At 65.0% G+C, this 16,043-nt stretch carries 16 protein-coding genes; 6 read left to right on the forward strand and 10 right to left on the reverse strand.

The genetic code is table 11. From position 1 onward, the window contains the following. Positions 1 to 2 precede the first annotated feature (2 nt). Positions 3 to 1,484, forward strand: a complete 1,482-nt coding sequence (gene xylB / locus D1Y85_RS02180) for a xylulokinase (RefSeq protein ID WP_124149362.1) — start codon at positions 3 to 5, stop codon at positions 1,482 to 1,484. Positions 1,485 to 1,544: 60 nt separating this feature from the next. After that, positions 1,545 to 2,492 carry a sugar-binding transcriptional regulator gene (locus tag D1Y85_RS02185; RefSeq protein WP_124149363.1) on the forward strand — a complete coding sequence of 316 codons (948 nt, stop codon included), beginning with the start codon at positions 1,545 to 1,547 and terminating at the stop codon, positions 2,490 to 2,492. A 125-nt stretch (positions 2,493 to 2,617) separates the two neighbouring features. Here the strand turns inward: D1Y85_RS02185 and yedF are convergent, their stop codons facing one another. Further along, positions 2,618 to 2,857, reverse strand: a complete 240-nt coding sequence (gene yedF / locus D1Y85_RS02190; protein WP_124149364.1) for a sulfurtransferase-like selenium metabolism protein YedF — start codon at positions 2,855 to 2,857, stop codon at positions 2,618 to 2,620. Further along, positions 2,857 to 4,077, reverse strand: a complete 1,221-nt coding sequence (gene yedE / locus D1Y85_RS02195; protein ID WP_124149365.1) for a selenium metabolism membrane protein YedE/FdhT — start codon at positions 4,075 to 4,077, stop codon at positions 2,857 to 2,859. Before yedE ends, yedF begins: the two co-directional genes overlap by 1 nt. 172 nt (positions 4,078 to 4,249) lie before the next feature. Between yedE and D1Y85_RS02200 the strand changes: the two genes are divergently transcribed. Then, the gene (locus D1Y85_RS02200; RefSeq protein WP_124149366.1) at positions 4,250 to 4,648 is read left to right on the forward strand and encodes an FKBP-type peptidyl-prolyl cis-trans isomerase; all 399 of its coding nucleotides are present in this window, start codon (positions 4,250 to 4,252) and stop codon (positions 4,646 to 4,648) included. Between the two features lie 258 nt (positions 4,649 to 4,906). Here the strand turns inward: D1Y85_RS02200 and D1Y85_RS02205 are convergent, their stop codons facing one another. From D1Y85_RS02205 to D1Y85_RS02230, 6 genes are all read right to left on the reverse strand, one after another. Next, entirely contained in the window at positions 4,907 to 6,016 is a 1,110-nt protein-coding gene (locus D1Y85_RS02205) for an ABC transporter ATP-binding protein (RefSeq protein ID WP_124149367.1), read from the reverse strand. A gap of 90 nt (positions 6,017 to 6,106) precedes the next feature. After that, entirely contained in the window at positions 6,107 to 6,802 is a 696-nt protein-coding gene (locus tag D1Y85_RS02210) for an HAD family hydrolase (protein ID WP_124149368.1), read from the reverse strand. Continuing rightward, entirely contained in the window at positions 6,799 to 7,677 is an 879-nt protein-coding gene (locus tag D1Y85_RS02215; protein WP_124149369.1) for a carbohydrate ABC transporter permease, read from the reverse strand. The genes D1Y85_RS02210 and D1Y85_RS02215 overlap by 4 nt, the downstream gene beginning before the upstream one ends. After that, positions 7,674 to 8,594: a carbohydrate ABC transporter permease gene (locus tag D1Y85_RS02220; RefSeq protein ID WP_124149370.1), complete on the reverse strand. Its 921-nt coding sequence runs from the start codon at positions 8,592 to 8,594 to the stop codon at positions 7,674 to 7,676. Before D1Y85_RS02220 ends, D1Y85_RS02215 begins: the two co-directional genes overlap by 4 nt. A gap of 134 nt (positions 8,595 to 8,728) precedes the next feature. Then, positions 8,729 to 10,054 (reverse strand): ABC transporter substrate-binding protein, encoded by a 1,326-nt coding sequence (locus tag D1Y85_RS02225; protein ID WP_124149371.1) that lies wholly within the window; start codon positions 10,052 to 10,054, stop codon positions 8,729 to 8,731. Positions 10,055 to 10,113: 59 nt separating this feature from the next. Next, a complete protein-coding gene (locus D1Y85_RS02230) occupies positions 10,114 to 10,917 on the reverse strand; it encodes an L-iditol 2-dehydrogenase (protein WP_246024737.1) in 804 nt (267 codons plus the stop codon). Between the two features lie 309 nt (positions 10,918 to 11,226). On the opposite strand from D1Y85_RS02230, the gene D1Y85_RS02235 reads away from it, so the two are divergent. From D1Y85_RS02235 to D1Y85_RS02245, 3 genes are read left to right on the forward strand one after another with little or no spacing between them, the layout of a single operon-like run. Continuing rightward, positions 11,227 to 12,174: a metal ABC transporter solute-binding protein, Zn/Mn family gene (locus D1Y85_RS02235; RefSeq protein ID WP_124149373.1), complete on the forward strand. Its 948-nt coding sequence runs from the start codon at positions 11,227 to 11,229 to the stop codon at positions 12,172 to 12,174. Between the two features lie 23 nt (positions 12,175 to 12,197). Further along, positions 12,198 to 13,184: an ABC transporter ATP-binding protein gene (locus tag D1Y85_RS02240; RefSeq protein WP_124149374.1), complete on the forward strand. Its 987-nt coding sequence runs from the start codon at positions 12,198 to 12,200 to the stop codon at positions 13,182 to 13,184. After that, positions 13,177 to 13,959, forward strand: a complete 783-nt coding sequence (locus D1Y85_RS02245; RefSeq protein WP_124149375.1) for a metal ABC transporter permease — start codon at positions 13,177 to 13,179, stop codon at positions 13,957 to 13,959. Before D1Y85_RS02240 ends, D1Y85_RS02245 begins: the two co-directional genes overlap by 8 nt. 100 nt (positions 13,960 to 14,059) lie before the next feature. Here D1Y85_RS02245 and fghA read toward each other — a convergent pair whose 3' ends face one another. Next, positions 14,060 to 14,905: an S-formylglutathione hydrolase gene (fghA, locus tag D1Y85_RS02250; protein ID WP_124149376.1), complete on the reverse strand. Its 846-nt coding sequence runs from the start codon at positions 14,903 to 14,905 to the stop codon at positions 14,060 to 14,062. Between the two features lie 13 nt (positions 14,906 to 14,918). Beyond that, the gene (locus D1Y85_RS02255; RefSeq protein WP_124149377.1) at positions 14,919 to 16,025 is read right to left on the reverse strand and encodes an S-(hydroxymethyl)glutathione dehydrogenase/class III alcohol dehydrogenase; all 1,107 of its coding nucleotides are present in this window, start codon (positions 16,023 to 16,025) and stop codon (positions 14,919 to 14,921) included. Positions 16,026 to 16,043 lie beyond the last annotated feature (18 nt).

A 16,043-nucleotide genomic window follows, 5' to 3' on the forward strand; every position in this document is an offset into this window, starting at 1 on the left:
ACATGTACCTGGGCATCGACCTCGGCACCTCCGAAGTGAAAGTCCTGCTGCTCGCGCCCGATGGCCGCGTGATCGGCACTGCCGGCTCGCCGTTCGTGGTCACGCGCGCGCACCCGCGCTGGTCCGAGCAGAATCCCGCCGACTGGTGGGACGGCACGCGCCATTCGCTCGCCATGCTGCGCGAGAAGCATCCCGCCGATTTCGCGCAAGTGCGCGGCATCGGGCTCTCCGGACAGATGCACGGCGCCGTCCTGCTCGACGCACACGACAACGTGCTGCGCCCCGCGATCCTCTGGAACGACATGCGCGCCGTCGACGAGTGCGCCGAACTCACTGCGCGCGCGCCGCAGCTTCACCGCGTCGCGGGCAATCTCGCGATGCCGGGATTCACCGCGCCGAAGCTGCTCTGGGTCGCGCGCCACGAGCCGCAGATTTTTCGTGAAACGGCCTGTGTGCTGCTGCCGAAGGACTATCTGCGCCTGCGTCTCACGGGCGGCAAGGTGTCCGATCCATCGGATGCGGCCGGCACGCTCTGGCTCGACGTCGCAAAGCGCGACTGGTCCGATGCGCTACTCGACGCGTGCAACATGACACGCTCACAGATGCCCGCGCTCGCCGAGGGCAGCGCGCCGTCGGGCACACTGCTGCCCGAAATCGCGCGCGAACTCGGCCTGCGCCCCGACGTCATCGTCGCGGCCGGCGGCGGCGACAACGCGACGAGCGCGATCGGCATCGGCGCGACGCAGCCTGGCGACGGCTTCGTCTCGCTCGGCACATCGGGCGTACTGTGCGTCGTGGGCGACCGCTTCCGGCCCAATCCGGCGTCGGCGGTCCATGCGTTCTGCCACGCGATTCCCGACCGCTGGCATCAGATGAGTGTCGTGCTTTCGGCGGCCAGTTGTCTGCGCTGGGTCTGCAAGCTCACCGGCACCGACGAGCCCACGCTGCTCGCCGAAGTCGAAAAGCTCGCACCTGATGCGGTGAGCCAGGCACCGCTCTTCCTGCCGTATCTCTCGGGCGAGCGCACGCCGCACAACGACCCCTACGCGCAAGGCGTTTTCTTCGGCATGACGCATGCGACCGACCGCGCGCTGCTCGGCTATGCCGTGCTCGAAGGCGTGACGCTCGCACTCACCGACGGCCTCGACGCGCTCGCCGCGGCCGGCACCGAAGTGGGCGCCCTCTCGATGATCGGAGGCGGCGCGCGCAGCGCGTACTGGGCGCAACTCGTGGCCGATGCCTTCGATACACCCACGCGCCAGCACGGCGGCGGTGAGACGGGCGCGGCACTCGGCGCAGCGCGGCTCGGCTGGCTCGCTGCGGGCGGCGATGCAAAAGACGTGCTGACGAAGCCACCTGTGGTCGCCGAATACATGCCTAACGCGGACCGCCACGCAGCGCTACGCGAACGGCTCGACACCTACCGTGCGCTCTACCGCCACGTGCGACCGCTCTTCGATCGATCGCGCGAGCGGCTCGCCTGAGGTCCGTTACACTGCGGGCTTCACGCGAGCGCGCCGACACCCCCGACACCCGATAGCACCGTGCCAAAGTCCACCGAAAAACTCGATCTCGCCACCCGCGCCGCCTGGCTTTACTACGTGGCCGGCAACACCCAGAACGAAATCGCGGAGAAGCTGCAGGTCTCGCGGCCCGTCGCGCAGCGGCTCGTCGCGTTCGCGGTCGAAAAGAACCTGATCCGCGTGCGCGTCGATCACCAGCTAGCCGATTGCCTCGCGCTTGCCGACCAGTTGTCGAAACGCTACGGTCTTTCGGTCTGCGAAGTAGTTCCGGTCGACAACGACACACCCGAGGAAATCGACCGCAAGCTCGCCGTCGCGGGTGCGCAAGTCATGGAGCGCTACCTCGCCGAAGAACAGCCGATGATCGTCGCCGTGAGCAGTGGGCGCACACTCAAGGCCGCCGTCGATCAGATAGCGCAGCTCGAGCGGCCGCAGCACCGGCTCGTGTCGATGGTGGGCGCGATTGCGCAGGACGGCTCGTCGAACCGCTACGACGTCGCGCTGCACATCTCCGAGAAAACGGGCGGCAAACACTTCCTGCTGCCCGCGCCCCTCATCGCCGATAACGAGGCCGAGCGCGCGCAGTGGTGCAATCACCGGCTCTATCGGATCGTCGAGTCGCTTTCCGCGCAAGCCGATGTCGCGTTCGTCGGGATCGGCAATATCGGCGAGCATTGTCCGCTGCACGAAGACGGCTTCATCACCGCCGATGAAGTGCGCGAGCTGATGCAGCTCGGCGCGACAGCCGAAATGCTCGGGCTGCCGATCGACGCGTCGGGCCGGCGCGTCGATTCACCGACGGGCCGGCGCGTGACGAGCGTGCACCTCGATTCGCCGCCGAAGCGGCCGACCATCGGCTTTGCGGGCGGTGCGCGCAAACGTCAGGCGGTGATTGCGGCGCTGAACGGCGGCTGGTTATCGGGGCTTGTCACCGACGAGGAATGCGCGAAGGCCGCGCTCGGGGCGTAGCAGGCACACACAGCGCAGGGACTTCGTGCGCAGCGTTCAAGCATGTTCCTTGCACGATTCGCCAGCCGATCGTCTTCACCGCGTTCCTGGGCAATCCTCGATGAAGCCGATCGTTGGCCCGTCACCTACCGCTGGATCCAGTAAAGAATCGTCGGTCCATGCTGTTCGATCTTCAGCACGCGGTATCCGTAGCGTTGTACGTCGGCGGGAATGCTGTTGATCGACTGGGGGCAGTCACTGAGCACTTCGAGGACCTCGCCGGGCTGCAGATTCGGCATGGTTTCGAGCGTCGCGACGACGGGATACGGACAGGGCTCGCCGCTGAGATCGAGCCGAAAGTCGGGCGTGAGGATTTCGTCAGCCATCAGATTGCGCTCCCGGATTCGGATTGGCCAAGCGTGCGCGGACGCGCACGATCGAGGTAGGTTCGCTCCCACCACAGCAACAGGGCGAATGCCACGACGAGACCCGCATAAGTCGCGATCAGTCCGCCCATCGGCCCCAAAGCATTCAGCAGGTTGACCTTCGGGTAATCGAGCGCCAGCACCGGCGCGACGCGATCCCAAAGCGCCGCAAGCACCGTCGCGCCCACGATATTGCCGACGCCGACCCACCAGTAATGCACCTGGCCTTCCATCGCACGATACATCCAGCCCGTTTCGCAGCCGCCTGCAATCACGATGCCAAAGCCGAACAGCACGCCACCGATGATGGCATTCGGACCGGCCCAGAAGATCTTCGGCGCGACACCGAGCTGGACGTAGCTGAAAATCCCGATCGCGCTGGCGGCCATGCCGAGCACGATCGCGCGCGCCATCGTCGTGCGTCCCGTGATCCACATGTCACGAAACGCCGACGTGAAGCAGATTTGCGCCCGCTCGATCAGCACCCCGAATGCGATGCCGAAAACAGCGGCAAGACCGAGCTTTTGCGCGCCGAATGCGAGCGCGAGCGCGCCGGCAAGCGCGCCGGAAAATACCAGTACGCCGGCACGGAATTGCCATTTCGGCTGTCTGGCGGGAAGGCGGGTTTTCTGGCCAGTCGTCACGCGTTCAAGATGGGGTTCGGCCTTCAGGTAGCGCATCAGCGCGACGCGTGTGCCGAAATAGGAACCGACGATGGTAGCCAGCGCAAACAGCCACGCGTGTAGCGAGAACTGCGGGATGCCCGTGAAGAAGGCCGCGAGATTGCACCCCATCGCGAGCCGCGCCCCGAATCCCGCTATCGCGCCGCCTGCCAGAGCCTGGACGATGCGGCGCCGACGACGCGGAAAACGCAGCTTGACGTTGTTGGCCCACAGTGCGGCGGCCAGGCTGCCCGCGAACATACCGAGCACCATGACGCCGTCGATGCGCGTCCACGGTGCGCCGTGCAGTCCGATGACCTTGAAATATCCCCAGTCCTCGGGGTGCAGGCCGAAAGCCTGAAGCACATGTCCGCCCCAGCGGGTGAATTCACCGGTGACCGCCCAGAAGGTGCCCGTCACGCCGAAGTAAAACGCGGACAGCACGCCGGCCGCGATGATCGAGGGCAGCGGCGCCCAGAAACGTACCAGATAGTCTTGCCGAATGCGGCGCCATGCCATGGCTGGGCCTCCAGAAAAGGTGAGCTAACGCGAGCGAGGCGGCCATGATGCCAGCTATTGATGAAAACGGCGAGGCGGCGCTTTGACGTTCGCCCAGCCTGGCCTGCGACGATCCGGAACCCCGGCGAGAGGCTCCCGATATAATTGCCGTGCCATTCAACGAGGACTTCCCATGAAATCTCTGATTGCCCTACTCGCCGCTGCCACCGTTGCATCGACCGCGTTCGCCGCCAACACCGTAGAGAAGTTGCCATCGGGCGTCGTAGTCGAACACCTCAAGCAAGGCACCGGCCCGCAACCGACCGCCGAAGACATCGTGCGCGTCAACTACCGCGGCACGCTGGCGAACGGTACTGAATTCGACAGTTCCGCCAAGCACGGCGGACCGGCGACCTTCCCGCTCGGGCAAGTGATTCCGTGCTGGACGCAAGGCGTGCAGAAGATGCGGGTGGGTGGAAAGGCGAAGCTGACCTGCCCGGCCGCGACCGCTTATGGCGATCGCGCAGTCGGTCCGATCCCGCCGAACAGCGACCTCACGTTCGAAGTCGAGCTGATCGGCATCGGCAAGTAATCGAATCGTGAAAGCGGCTGACCACGGTGGGTGACACGCCATCGGGAAAGGGTCGCCGCGTCGCGAAGTGGGGGCTGTCGCAAGGCGGCGGCTCTCCGTTAGTTCCGCGATCACACGTGGTTACACGGCATTAGCAAAGAAAAGCCTCAAAAAAAACGCCCGCGCAGAGCGGGCGCACAACGACAACCACAGTCGACCCCGGCGCTGCACTGCCGCTCAATCGCAGCAGCGCTTGCATCGCTTCGTTTCGCCTCCCGCCTAAGCCGCCATTTCGTGCGCGAACCGCCGCTCGAACGCGTGACCATCCGCGTCGAACAGATGGCAATGATCCGGCGTCGCACCCAGCTTCATCGATTCTCCACGCTCATGCCTTTCCAGCGGCGGAATCCGCGCGATCAACCCGTCCGGCGCAACTGACGTCTCCGCGTAGAGATACGCAGCGTCGCCTAGCGACTCGACCGTCATCGCCCGCGCGCTCACGCCCCACTCGCCTGCGAGCATGTGCAGATGCTCGGGCCGGATGCCCACGGTCACCTTGTCGCCGACGCGCGCGCCGCGCGGCTCCACAGCCACTTTCTGCGATTCGCCAGTCTCGTAACGCACCACGATGCCATCGGACGCAAGCTGCAGGATCGTACCGTCGAGGAAGTTCATTTTCGGCGATCCGATGAAGCCCGCCACAAACCGGTTGGCCGGAGCGTGATAGAGTTGATTCGGAGTCCCAACTTGCTCGACATTCCCCGCCGACAGCACGACAATCTTGTCCGCCAGCGTCATCGCTTCAACCTGGTCGTGCGTCACGTAGATCATCGTCGTCTTCAACTCGTCATGCAGACGCGCGAATTCGAGGCGCATCTTTACGCGCAGTGCAGCGTCGAGGTTCGAGAGCGGCTCGTCGAAAAGAAAGACCTTCGGCTTGCGCGTGATCGCGCGCCCTATCGCCACGCGCTGACGCTGACCGCCCGACAGCTGCTTCGGCTTGCGATCCAGCAGATGGTCGATATGCAGGATCTTCGCGGCGTTCTTCACGGCGGCGTCGATCTCGGGCTTCTTCGCCCCCGCGAGCTTCAGGCCGAACGCCATGTTGTCGTAGAGCGTCATGTGCGGGTAGAGCGCATATGACTGGAACACCATCGCAATGCCGCGCTTTGCGGGCGGCACATCGTTCATGCGCGCGCCGTCGATCGTGAGATCGCCGCCGCTGATGTCCTCCAGACCTGCGATCATCCGCATCAGCGTGGTCTTGCCGCAGCCGCTCGGGCCGACGAACACGACGAATTCACCGTCCGCGATGTCGAGGTTCACGTCGCGCAGCACTTCGGTCTCGTCGTAGCGCTTCAGCACGTTTCGCAGAATCACGCTTGCCATGATGTGTCTCCGTTCGTTGCGGCGCGGTGTTGTCTGATGCGCCGTTTGCCGCTGTCCATCGTGTCCATCGCGGCGTGTGCCGCAATGCCCTCAACGCGAGCGGGCTTGCACCGCTTGCGTGTTTTGCGTCCAGTACGCCACCCGCGCGGGCAGCGTGCTCATATCGTCGAAAACCTCGATCGCGCCCACATCGCGCAACTCCCGAGCATGCGCATCGCCTACGTGCGTACCGCCGACGAAACCCAGCACCGTCATGCCCGCCGCACGCGCCGCGCTCACACCCGCCACGCTGTCTTCGACGACGAGGCATGCACGAGGCGCCACGCCTGTGCCTTGCGCAGCCGCGAGATAAACGTCGGGCGCGGGCTTGGGCTTCGCGACCTTGTCGGCACAATAGACCCGATCGCCGAAAAACCGCGCGAGGCCGTTTCGCGCCAGTACGCCATGCACGACCGCCGTATAGCTGTTGCTCGCACATGCCTTCAGGAGCGCGATGGCGTCGAGCGCGGCCACCACGCCGGGAAAGAGCGGCGCGTCCTGCGCTTCCCGTTCGGCAGCCATACCGATCGCTTCTACATCGTGCGACGTGAGGCTGCGTCCGAGCGCCTCACACGCGCCACTGAGCACGCGCTCGATGCGCTGCCCGAGCAGCGGCATCACGACCGGCGTGACGGCGACGCCAGGCCAGCGCGCCTCGAGTTCGCGGACGAGCACGCGCGCGGCCACGGCTTCGCTGTCGATCAGCACGCCATCGCAGTCGCAGATCAATGCGGCAACCGCCGTCATTTGACGGCCCCGAACGTGAGTCCGCGCACCAGTTGCTTCTGCGACAGCCAGCCGAGGATCAGCACCGGCGCCACCGCGAGCAGCGAAGCCGCCGAGAGCTTCGCCCAGAAGAGTCCCTCGGGGCTCGAATACGATGCAATGAACACAGTAAGCGGCGCCGCGTTCGAACTCGACAGGTTGATGCTCCAGAACGCTTCGTTCCACGAAAGAATGATGAGCAGCAGCGCAGTCGAGACGAGACCCGGAACCGCCATCGGCATCAGCAGATAGACGATTTCCTGCCAGGTCGCCGCACCGTCCATGCGGCCGGCTTCGAGGATGTCGCGTGGAATTTCGTTGAAGTAGGTGAAAGCCATCCACACCGCAATCGGCAGATTGATCAGCGTATAGACGATGACCAGACCGCTCACCGTATCGAGCATCCCGCTGTTTTTCCACAGCAGATAGATCGGCACGAGCACGCCCACCGAAGGCATCATCTTCGTCGAGAGCATCCACAGCAGGACTTTCTGCGTGCGCTGGGTCGGGAAGAACGCCATCGAGTAAGCGGCGGGCACGGCGAGAAGCAGGCACACGAGCGTCACGCCTGCCGAAATCAGGATCGAATTCCACGCGAACGCGAAGTAGTTGCTGCGCGCGAACACCTCGCGGAAGCTGTCTAGCGTCGGCATGAAAAAGAGCGACGGAATATAGGCCTGCTGCTCGGTCTTGAACGCCGTGATCGTCATCCAGAAGATCGGGAAGAACAGCGCGAGCGCGATGATCCACGCGAGAAGACCGGGCAGCACGCGGCCGATGAACTGCACCGGCGACGAGCGGTTGACGGCATGCGGCGACTCTGGTGCAGCCGTTGGCGTAGCGGCAAGCTGGCTCATTTTTCGTACTCCCCTTTGAGGTTCCGTGCAAGCATGCGCACGAGGAAGAACGACACGATGTTCGCCAGCACCACGGCGAGAATGCCGCCTGCGGACGCGATGCCCACGTCGAACTGCTGCAGGCCCATCGAGTAGATCAGGTAAGTGAGATTGGTGGTCGCATTGCCCGGTCCGCCGCCCGTGGTCGTGTAGATCTCGGCGAAGATGGCCAGCAGGAAAATCGTCTCCATCATCACAACCACCGCGATGGCACGGCTCAGGTGCGGCAGCGTGATGTAAAAGAACATGGAGATCGGCCCAGCGCCGTCGATGCGCGCCGCTTCCTTTTGCTCCTGGTCCAGCGACTGTATCGCGGTGAAGAGGATCAGGAACGCGAACGGCAACCACTGCCACGCGACGATCATGATGACCGCGGTGAGCGGATAGTTGGCAAACCAGTCGATCGGCGTAAGCCCTACCGCGCGCATCGCGATGGCAACGAGGCCATACACGGGATGCAGGATCATGTTCTTCCAGATCAGCGCGGAGACCGTCGGCATCACAAAGAAAGGCGCGATGGCGAATAGACGCGCGATGCCCTGGCCGTAGAATTTGCGGTCGAACAGCACGGCCATCAGCACGCCGCCCACCACCGTGATCACGAGCACCGAGACGATCAGTTGAATCGTGTGGACGATCGACGGAACGAATGCCGGGTCGGTCGCGAGAAAGCGATAGTTGTCGAAGCCCGCGAAACCCCTGAGATCGGGATTCAGCAGGTTGTAGTGCGTGAACGAATACCAGATCGTCATCGCGAGCGGGATCGTCATCCACACCAGCAAGACCGCCACGGACGGCGCCACAAGCCAGCTCGACGCCGTGCGCCGCGTTTCGACCCGCTGCGGGCCCTGACTGCGCGCCCCTTTGAATAGAGGCATGGGAAGATGGAGATGACGCATGATCGTGACCACCCTTCACTGTTGCGCGCCGCTTGAGTCGCGGCGCTCTTGTCTGGCGGCGGCCGCGCCGCCCTGCTTCACGGACGGCGCGGCGCGCATCGGACGGCTTCCCGCTACTTCTGAAGGCCGGCCTGCTGGACCGCACGGTCGGCGGCGGCGTTGCCCGCGGTCAACGCCTGATCGACGCTCATCTGTCCGGCGAGCGCGCCGGAGACGTTCTGGCCGACCACGGTGCCGAACGACTGAAACTCAGGAATCCCGACGAACTGGATACCCGTGTACGGAACCGGCTTGAGCGTCGGACGCGTCGGATCGGCGCTCAGGATCGCCTTGAGCACGAAGTCGGCGAACGGCGCGGCGGCCCGGTATTCCGGACGCGCATATGTGGACTTGCGCGTGCCCGACGGCACCGAGGCCCAACCCTGGTCCTTCGCGACCAACTCGATGTATTCCTTCGACGTGGCCCACTCGACGAACTTCTGCGCGGAGTCCTTCGACTTCGACGACTTCGGAATCGCGAGCGCCCACGACCACAGCCAGTGCGAGCCGTTCGGCGTGACCTGGGTCGGCGCGGCGGCGAAGCCGATCTTGTCGGCCACCTGCGACTGCTGCTTGTTGAAGAGAATGCCCGCGGCGACCGTCGCGTCGATCCACATCCCGCACTTGCCCGACGACATCAGCGTCAGGTTCTCGTTGAAGCCGTTCGAGCTGGCTCCCGGAGGCCCGTCCTTCTTCAGCATATCGACGTAGAAGTTCACCGCCTTCTTCCACTCGGGCGTGGTCAGCTGCGCGTGCCACTTCTCGTCGAACCAGCGTCCGCCGAACGTGTTCACGACCGTCGTCACATACGCCATGTTTTCGCCCCAGCCCGCCTTGCCGCGCAGACAGATGCCGTAGGTGCCGGCCGACTTGTCGGTGAGCTTGTCGGCGAACTGGGCGATCTGGTCATAGGTCGGCTGCTCGGGCATCTTGAGGCCCTTCGCATCGAACAGGTCCTTGCGGTAATACGTCATCGAGCTTTCGACGTAGAACGGCAGCGCAAAAAGCGTCCCGTTGTACGAGAGGCCGTCACGCGCGGTCTTCACGACGTCTTCGAGATCGTAGCTCGCGGGCAGGTTCGTCATCGGGACGAGCCAGCCGCGCTTGCCCCACTGCGGCGCTTCGAACGTGCCGATCATCATCACGTCGAACTGGCCGCTGTTGGTCGTAATGTCGGTGGTTGCGCGCTGGCGCAGCACGTTTTCTTCGAGAATCACCCAGTTCAGCTTGATGCCCGGATTGGCCTTCTCGAAGGCCGGCGAGAGCTTCTTCAGCTCGATCATGTCCGGATTGTTCAACATCGCAATGGTGACGGTCTGCGCGTGAACGACGCTTGCACCGGCGGCAGCAACGACACCCGCGCCAAGCAAACGTAACGCGGTCCTGAAGGCTGGTTTCATGACTTGTCTCCTTTGTTTGTTACGTTATGTCGTGCCGCACGATGGAACGCGGCTTGAGTTCAACTCATCCAGTTGCCGCCGTCGACGTTGAGCGTCTGGGCGGTGATGTAATCGGCGTCCGCGGACGCGAGAAAGAGCGCGGCGCCGGTGAGGTCTGCGGGCAGACCCATGCGGCCGAGCGGCACCGCCGCCCCCACGAGCCGTTTCTTTTCGCCGACCGCGAGATGCTCGTATTGCGCAAAGAGCGCGTCGACCTGATCCCACATCGGCGTATCGACGACGCCGGGTGCAATGCCGTTCACGTTGATCCGGTACGGCGCGAGCGCGAGCGCCGCCGACTGCGTGTAGCTCAGCACGGCGGCCTTCGTTGCACAGTAGTGCGAAACAAGTGCCTCACCGCGACGTCCCGCCTGCGACGACATGTTGATGATCTTGCCGCCGTGACCCTGCTCCACCATGCGGCGCGCGACGGCCTGCATGAGGAAGAACATCCCCTTCACGTTGACAGCGAATAGGCGGTCATAAACATCCCAGGATTCGTCGAGGAGCGGGCGCATGTCGAAAAGCGCCGCGTTGTTGAAGAGGATGTCGACACGTCCGAAGCGCTCGACGGCCGCGTCCACGATACGCTCGATGTCCTCGCGGCGCGTCACATCGGCGCTCTGTGCGAGCACACGCTCCGGGTGATCGGCGGCAAGCTGGGGCGCGATGGCGCCAGCCGGCTTCACGTCGACGAGCACACAGCACGCACCCTCCTCCAGATAGCGGCTCGCCACGGCCTCGCCAATGCCGCTCGCCGCGCCGGTCAGCACGGCGACCTTGTCCTGCAAACGTCCAGCCGCCGGATTCGCGGAATGTGTCACAGGGCTGTCTCCCAATTCGTTCGTCCCAGCGCCTTGCGCGCCGATCGGGTGAGCGAACGCCCAATAACCGAGCATTTGCTCTATTGATGATCGAATGATCGGATACGCACTGGTGCATGTCAAGGCGGGCAAACGAGATTTAAGGAGATTTCGATGGTGCGGCGCGCAAGGGCCCCGCCTGCACAGGCCTACAAAATGAGATAAGAGGCTCGCTTGCTCGTCAACCGGCGCGATACGTTATATCATTGCGGCTTTGTCGCACCCTGACGTGCCGCCTCCACTGCTCCCGACGCCTTCGAGGACAGAGCCATGATCTACCAAAACCCCGCGCACGGTCCGGCCGCCCGCCTCACGAGCGCTGCCGCGCGCCTCGTCGTCGCGCTGGCGGCCACGGTCGCTGCCGTGTTCGGCTTCGCCCACGCTGCGCTCGCCGCGGACGCGACGATTCCCGTCGTCGCCGCGGAGAACTTCTACGGCGACGTGGTCAAGCAGATCGGCGGCGCACGCGTGGACGTGACGAGCATCCTCAGCAACCCCGACCAGGACCCGCACCTCTTCGAAGCCAGCCCGACGACGGCGCGTGCGCTGCAGCACGCGCGCATCGTCGTCTATAGCGGCGCCGATTACGATCCGTGGATGACGAAGCTCCTCGGCGCTACCAAGGGTAGCCAGGGCAGCCCGCGCGCGATCATCGTCGCGGCGGATCTGGTCGGCAAGAAGGCCGGCGACAACCCGCACCTCTGGTACGACCCGCGGACCATGCCCGCCGTCGCGCGCGCGGTGAGCGCTGCGCTCGCCGCGGCGGACCCCGCGCACAAGAGCGTGTACGATGCGAACCTGGCCGCGTTCCTCGTCTCGCTCAAACCGCTCGATGCGAAGGTGGCGGCCATGCGCACGCGCTACCATGGCGTGCCGGTGACGGCGACGGAGCCGGTGTTCGGCTACATGTCGGACGCGCTCGGACTCGACATGCGCAACCTGCGCTTCCAGCTGGCGACGATGAACGACACCGAGGCGAGCGCTTCGGACATCGCCGCCTTCGAGCGCGACCTGCGCGAGCGGCGCGTGCGCGTGCTGATCTACAACAGCCAGGCGACCGAAGCACTCACGCGGCGCATGCTCGTGCTCGCGAAAGATTCGAAGGTGCCGGCGGTAAGCGTCACTGAAACGCAGCCGGCGGGTGTCACGTTCCAGCAATGGATGATGGCGCAGCTCGACGCACTCGACCGTGCGCTGGCCGCGTCCGCGAAACCCTAACCCGAAGTGCAAGGAAGGACCCGATGACGACGGCGGTGCCCCCGTCCAACGATCGCCACGATCACCACGATTCGCACGCTCAAGCGGCGCCGCACGGCGCGCACCGTCACGCGACGCCGGTGCTCACGCTCGCGGGCGTGACGCTCACGCTCGGCGACCGGACGATCCTGCGAGACGCGAATTTCGCGGTGAACCAGGGCGAATTCATCGGCGTGCTCGGGCCGAACGGCGCGGGCAAGACCACGCTCATGCGAGCGATCCTCGGCCTCGTGCCCGCCTCGCACGGCGCGATCCGCGTGCTCGGCGCGCCGGTGGCGCGCGGCAATCCGTCGATTGGCTACATGCCGCAAACGCGCACCGCGCTGGCGAGCCGCCGCGTGCGCGGACGCGATTTCGTCGCGATGGCCGCCGACGGTCACCGCTGGGGCCTGCCGCGCACCGATTCCGCCACGCGCGCCGACGTCGCGCGCGTGCTTGACCTCGTCGGCGCGACGACGCTCGCCGACCGCCCGCTCTCCGAGCTTTCCGGCGGCGAGCGCCAGCGCCTCCTGCTCGCGCAATGCCTGCTCGGTGACCCGAAGCTGCTCTTGCTCGACGAACCGCTCATCAGCCTCGATCCGAACCATCAGCGCGGCGTGGTCGAACTCGTGCGGCGCGTGCAGCGCGAACTCGGCATCGCGGTGCTGTTTTCGGCGCACGAACTCAATCCGCTCCTGAACGCACTCGACCGCGTGCTGTATCTCGGCAATGGCGTGGCCGCGCTCGGCAGTGTCGACGAGGTCATCACCGGGCCGGTGCTCTCGCGCCTCTACGGATCGCCGATCGAAGTCATGCGCATGAAAGGGCGCATCTTCGTGATGTCCGGCGACGTCGAAGTCGAGAAACACGATCACGGCCACGAGCACGATCACACGCACGAACACGATCACGGACACGCCGCGCATGCACATCGGCCCGGCGGCGATGCACACGGACAAAACGGCCAACACGACCACACGCACGATGCTTGAATACGATTTCATGGTGAACGCCTTCGCGGCGTCGGGCATCGTCGCGGTGCTCGCGGGCGTGGTCGGCTATTTTCTCGTGCTGCGCGGGCAGACCTTCGCGGGCCACGCGCTCTCGCACGTCGGCTTCACCGGCGCGACGGGCGCCGTGCTGCTCGGTGTCTCGCCGATGTGGGGCATGGTCGGCTTCACGCTCGCCGCAGGTGTTTCGATGGGTGCGCTCGGCGAAAAGCTCGCGGGCCGCGATGTCGCCATCGGCGTGATCCTCTCGCTCGCGCTCGGCTTCGGCCTCTTGTTCCTGCACTTCTTCACGTCGTACGCGACGCAGGTCACCGCCCTGCTCTTCGGCAACGTGCTCGGCGTTGGCCGCGACACGCTCGGTGTGCTGGCCGCGCTCGCCATCGCGAGCCTCGCCGCGCTCGCCGCGATCATGCGGCCGCTGTTGTTCGCTTCGCTGCAACCCGAACTCGCGGAAGCCAAGGGTGTGTCGCTGCGCCTCGTCTCCGTGCTATTCCTTGCCATCGCGGCGCTCGCGGTGGCCGCGTGCACGCAGATCGTCGGCGTGCTGCTCGTGTTCACGCTGATGGTCGGACCCGCCGCGGCAGCGCAGAACCTGACGACGCGTCTGTCGACCGGCCTCGTGCTCGCCGCCGCGCTCGCACTCGTGCAGGCGTGGCTCGGCGTGACGCTCGCGTATTACACCGACTGGCCGACGAGCTTCTGGATCACCGCGCTCGCCGCGCTGGTTTATGGCGCGAGTTTGATCGGGCGACGCTAAAGCGCCTGAAGCGTCTATAGCGCTATTTGCAGGCAAGAAAAAACGGCGTTGCACCGGAAGAGCAACGCCGTTCTGCTTTCGGCATAGGACTTGCGCCGATCTACTTCAGCAACACCCGCGCATGATGCGCGATGTGATCCTCGACGAACGTCTGGATGAAGAAGTACCCGTGATCGTAGCCCTCGTGGCGGCGCAGCGTGAGCGGCTGCCCCGCCGCGCGGCATGCGGCTTCGAACACATCCGGATTCAGCTGGTTCGCAAGGAACTGATCGGCCATGCCCTGATCGACGAGGATGCCTTCATCGAACTTGCGCGTCGCGCGCGCGACGAGTTCGCTCGCGTCGTACTGTTTCCACGCTTCGCGATCGTCTCCGAGATAGCCGCTGAACGCCTTCTCGCCCCAGGGGCACCGCGAAGGCGCAGCGATCGGCGCGAACGCCGACACCGACCGATATATCTGCGGATTGCGCAACGCGAGCGTCAACGCGCCGTGCCCACCCATCGAATGCCCGAAGATGCCAAGCCGCTCGCCATCGACGCTCAGATTCGACGTCACGACCTCGCGCAGTTCGTCGCGCACGTAGGAGTACGTGCGCCAGTGCGTAGCCCAGGGCTCGCGCGTCGCATCGACGTAGAAGCCCGCGCCCACGCCGAAGTCCCACGCATCGGCTTCGCCCTGCACGTTCGCGCCGCGCGGGCTCGTGTCCGGCGAAATCAGCGCGATGCCGTGCTGGGCCGCGAAGCGCTGCGCACCCGCCTTGATCGGAAACGTTTCTTCCGTGCAGGTCAGGCCCGCGAGATAGAAAAGCCCCGGCACCTTGCGCGTGCGCGCCTGCGGCGGCAGAAACACGGAGAAGCGCATCGGCAGCCCGATCGTCGCCGAGTCGTGCTTGTAGATGCGCTGCACGCCGTCGTAACAGGCGTGCTCCTCGATCAAAGTCAGCATCGCGCGCCTCCGCTCAGTACAGCACGACGGAGCGGATCGACTCGCCCTGCTTCATCAGGTCGAAGCCCTCGTTGATGCGTTCGAGCGGCAGCCGGTGCGTGATGAGATCGTCGATGTTGATCTTGCCTTCCATGTACCAGTCGACGATCTTCGGCACGTCCGTGCGGCCGCGCGCGCCGCCGAACGCCGAGCCCTTCCACTGGCGTCCGGTCACAAGCTGGAACGGCCGCGTGCTGATCTCCTCGCCCGCCGCCGCGACGCCGATGATGAACGACTGGCCCCAGCCCTTGTGCGTGCATTCGAGCGCCTCGCGCATGAGCTTCGTGCTGCCGACGCATTCGAACGAGTAGTCGGCGCCGCCATCGGTCAGTTGTACGATGCGGTCGACGACGTTCTCGACTTCGTTCGGGTTGATAAAGTGCGTCATGCCGAACTTCTTCGCGAGTTCGACGCGCTTCGGATTGATGTCGATGCCGATGATCTTGTCCGCGCCGACCATCTTCGCGCCTTGAATCACGTTCAGCCCAATACCGCCCAGCCCGAACACGACGACATTCGCGCCCGCCTCGACCTTCGCCGAGTACACGACGGCGCCCACACCCGTCGTCACGCCGCAGCCGATATAGCAGACCTTGTCGAACGGCGCGTCCTCACGGATCTTCGCGACGGCGATCTCCGGCACGACGATGTAGTTCGAGAACGTCGAGGTGCCCATGTAGTGAAAGAGCGGCTTGCCGTCGAGCGAGAAGCGCGAGGTCGCATCGGGCATGAGGCCCTTGCCCTGGGTCGCGCGGATCTTCTGGCACAGGTTCGTCTTGCGCGAGAGGCAGAATTTGCATTCGCGGCATTCGGGCGTGTAGAGCGGAATGACGTGATCGCCCTTTTTCAGCGTACCGACGCCCGGCCCCACATCGACGACGATACCCGCGCCCTCGTGGCCGAGAATCGCCGGAAAGATGCCTTCGGGGTCCGCGCCCGAGAGCGTGTAGTAATCGGTGTGGCAGATGCCCGTCGCCTTCACCTCGATCAGCACCTCGCCCGCGCGCGGACCTTCGAGATCGACTACCTCAATCGTCAGCGGGGCACCCGCTTTCCATGCGATGGCGGCTTTCGTTTTCATCTTGCATGCTCCTGTGAA

Source organism: Paraburkholderia dinghuensis, assembly GCF_003837865.1.
GTDB lineage: Bacteria > Pseudomonadota > Gammaproteobacteria > Burkholderiales > Burkholderiaceae > Paraburkholderia > Paraburkholderia dinghuensis.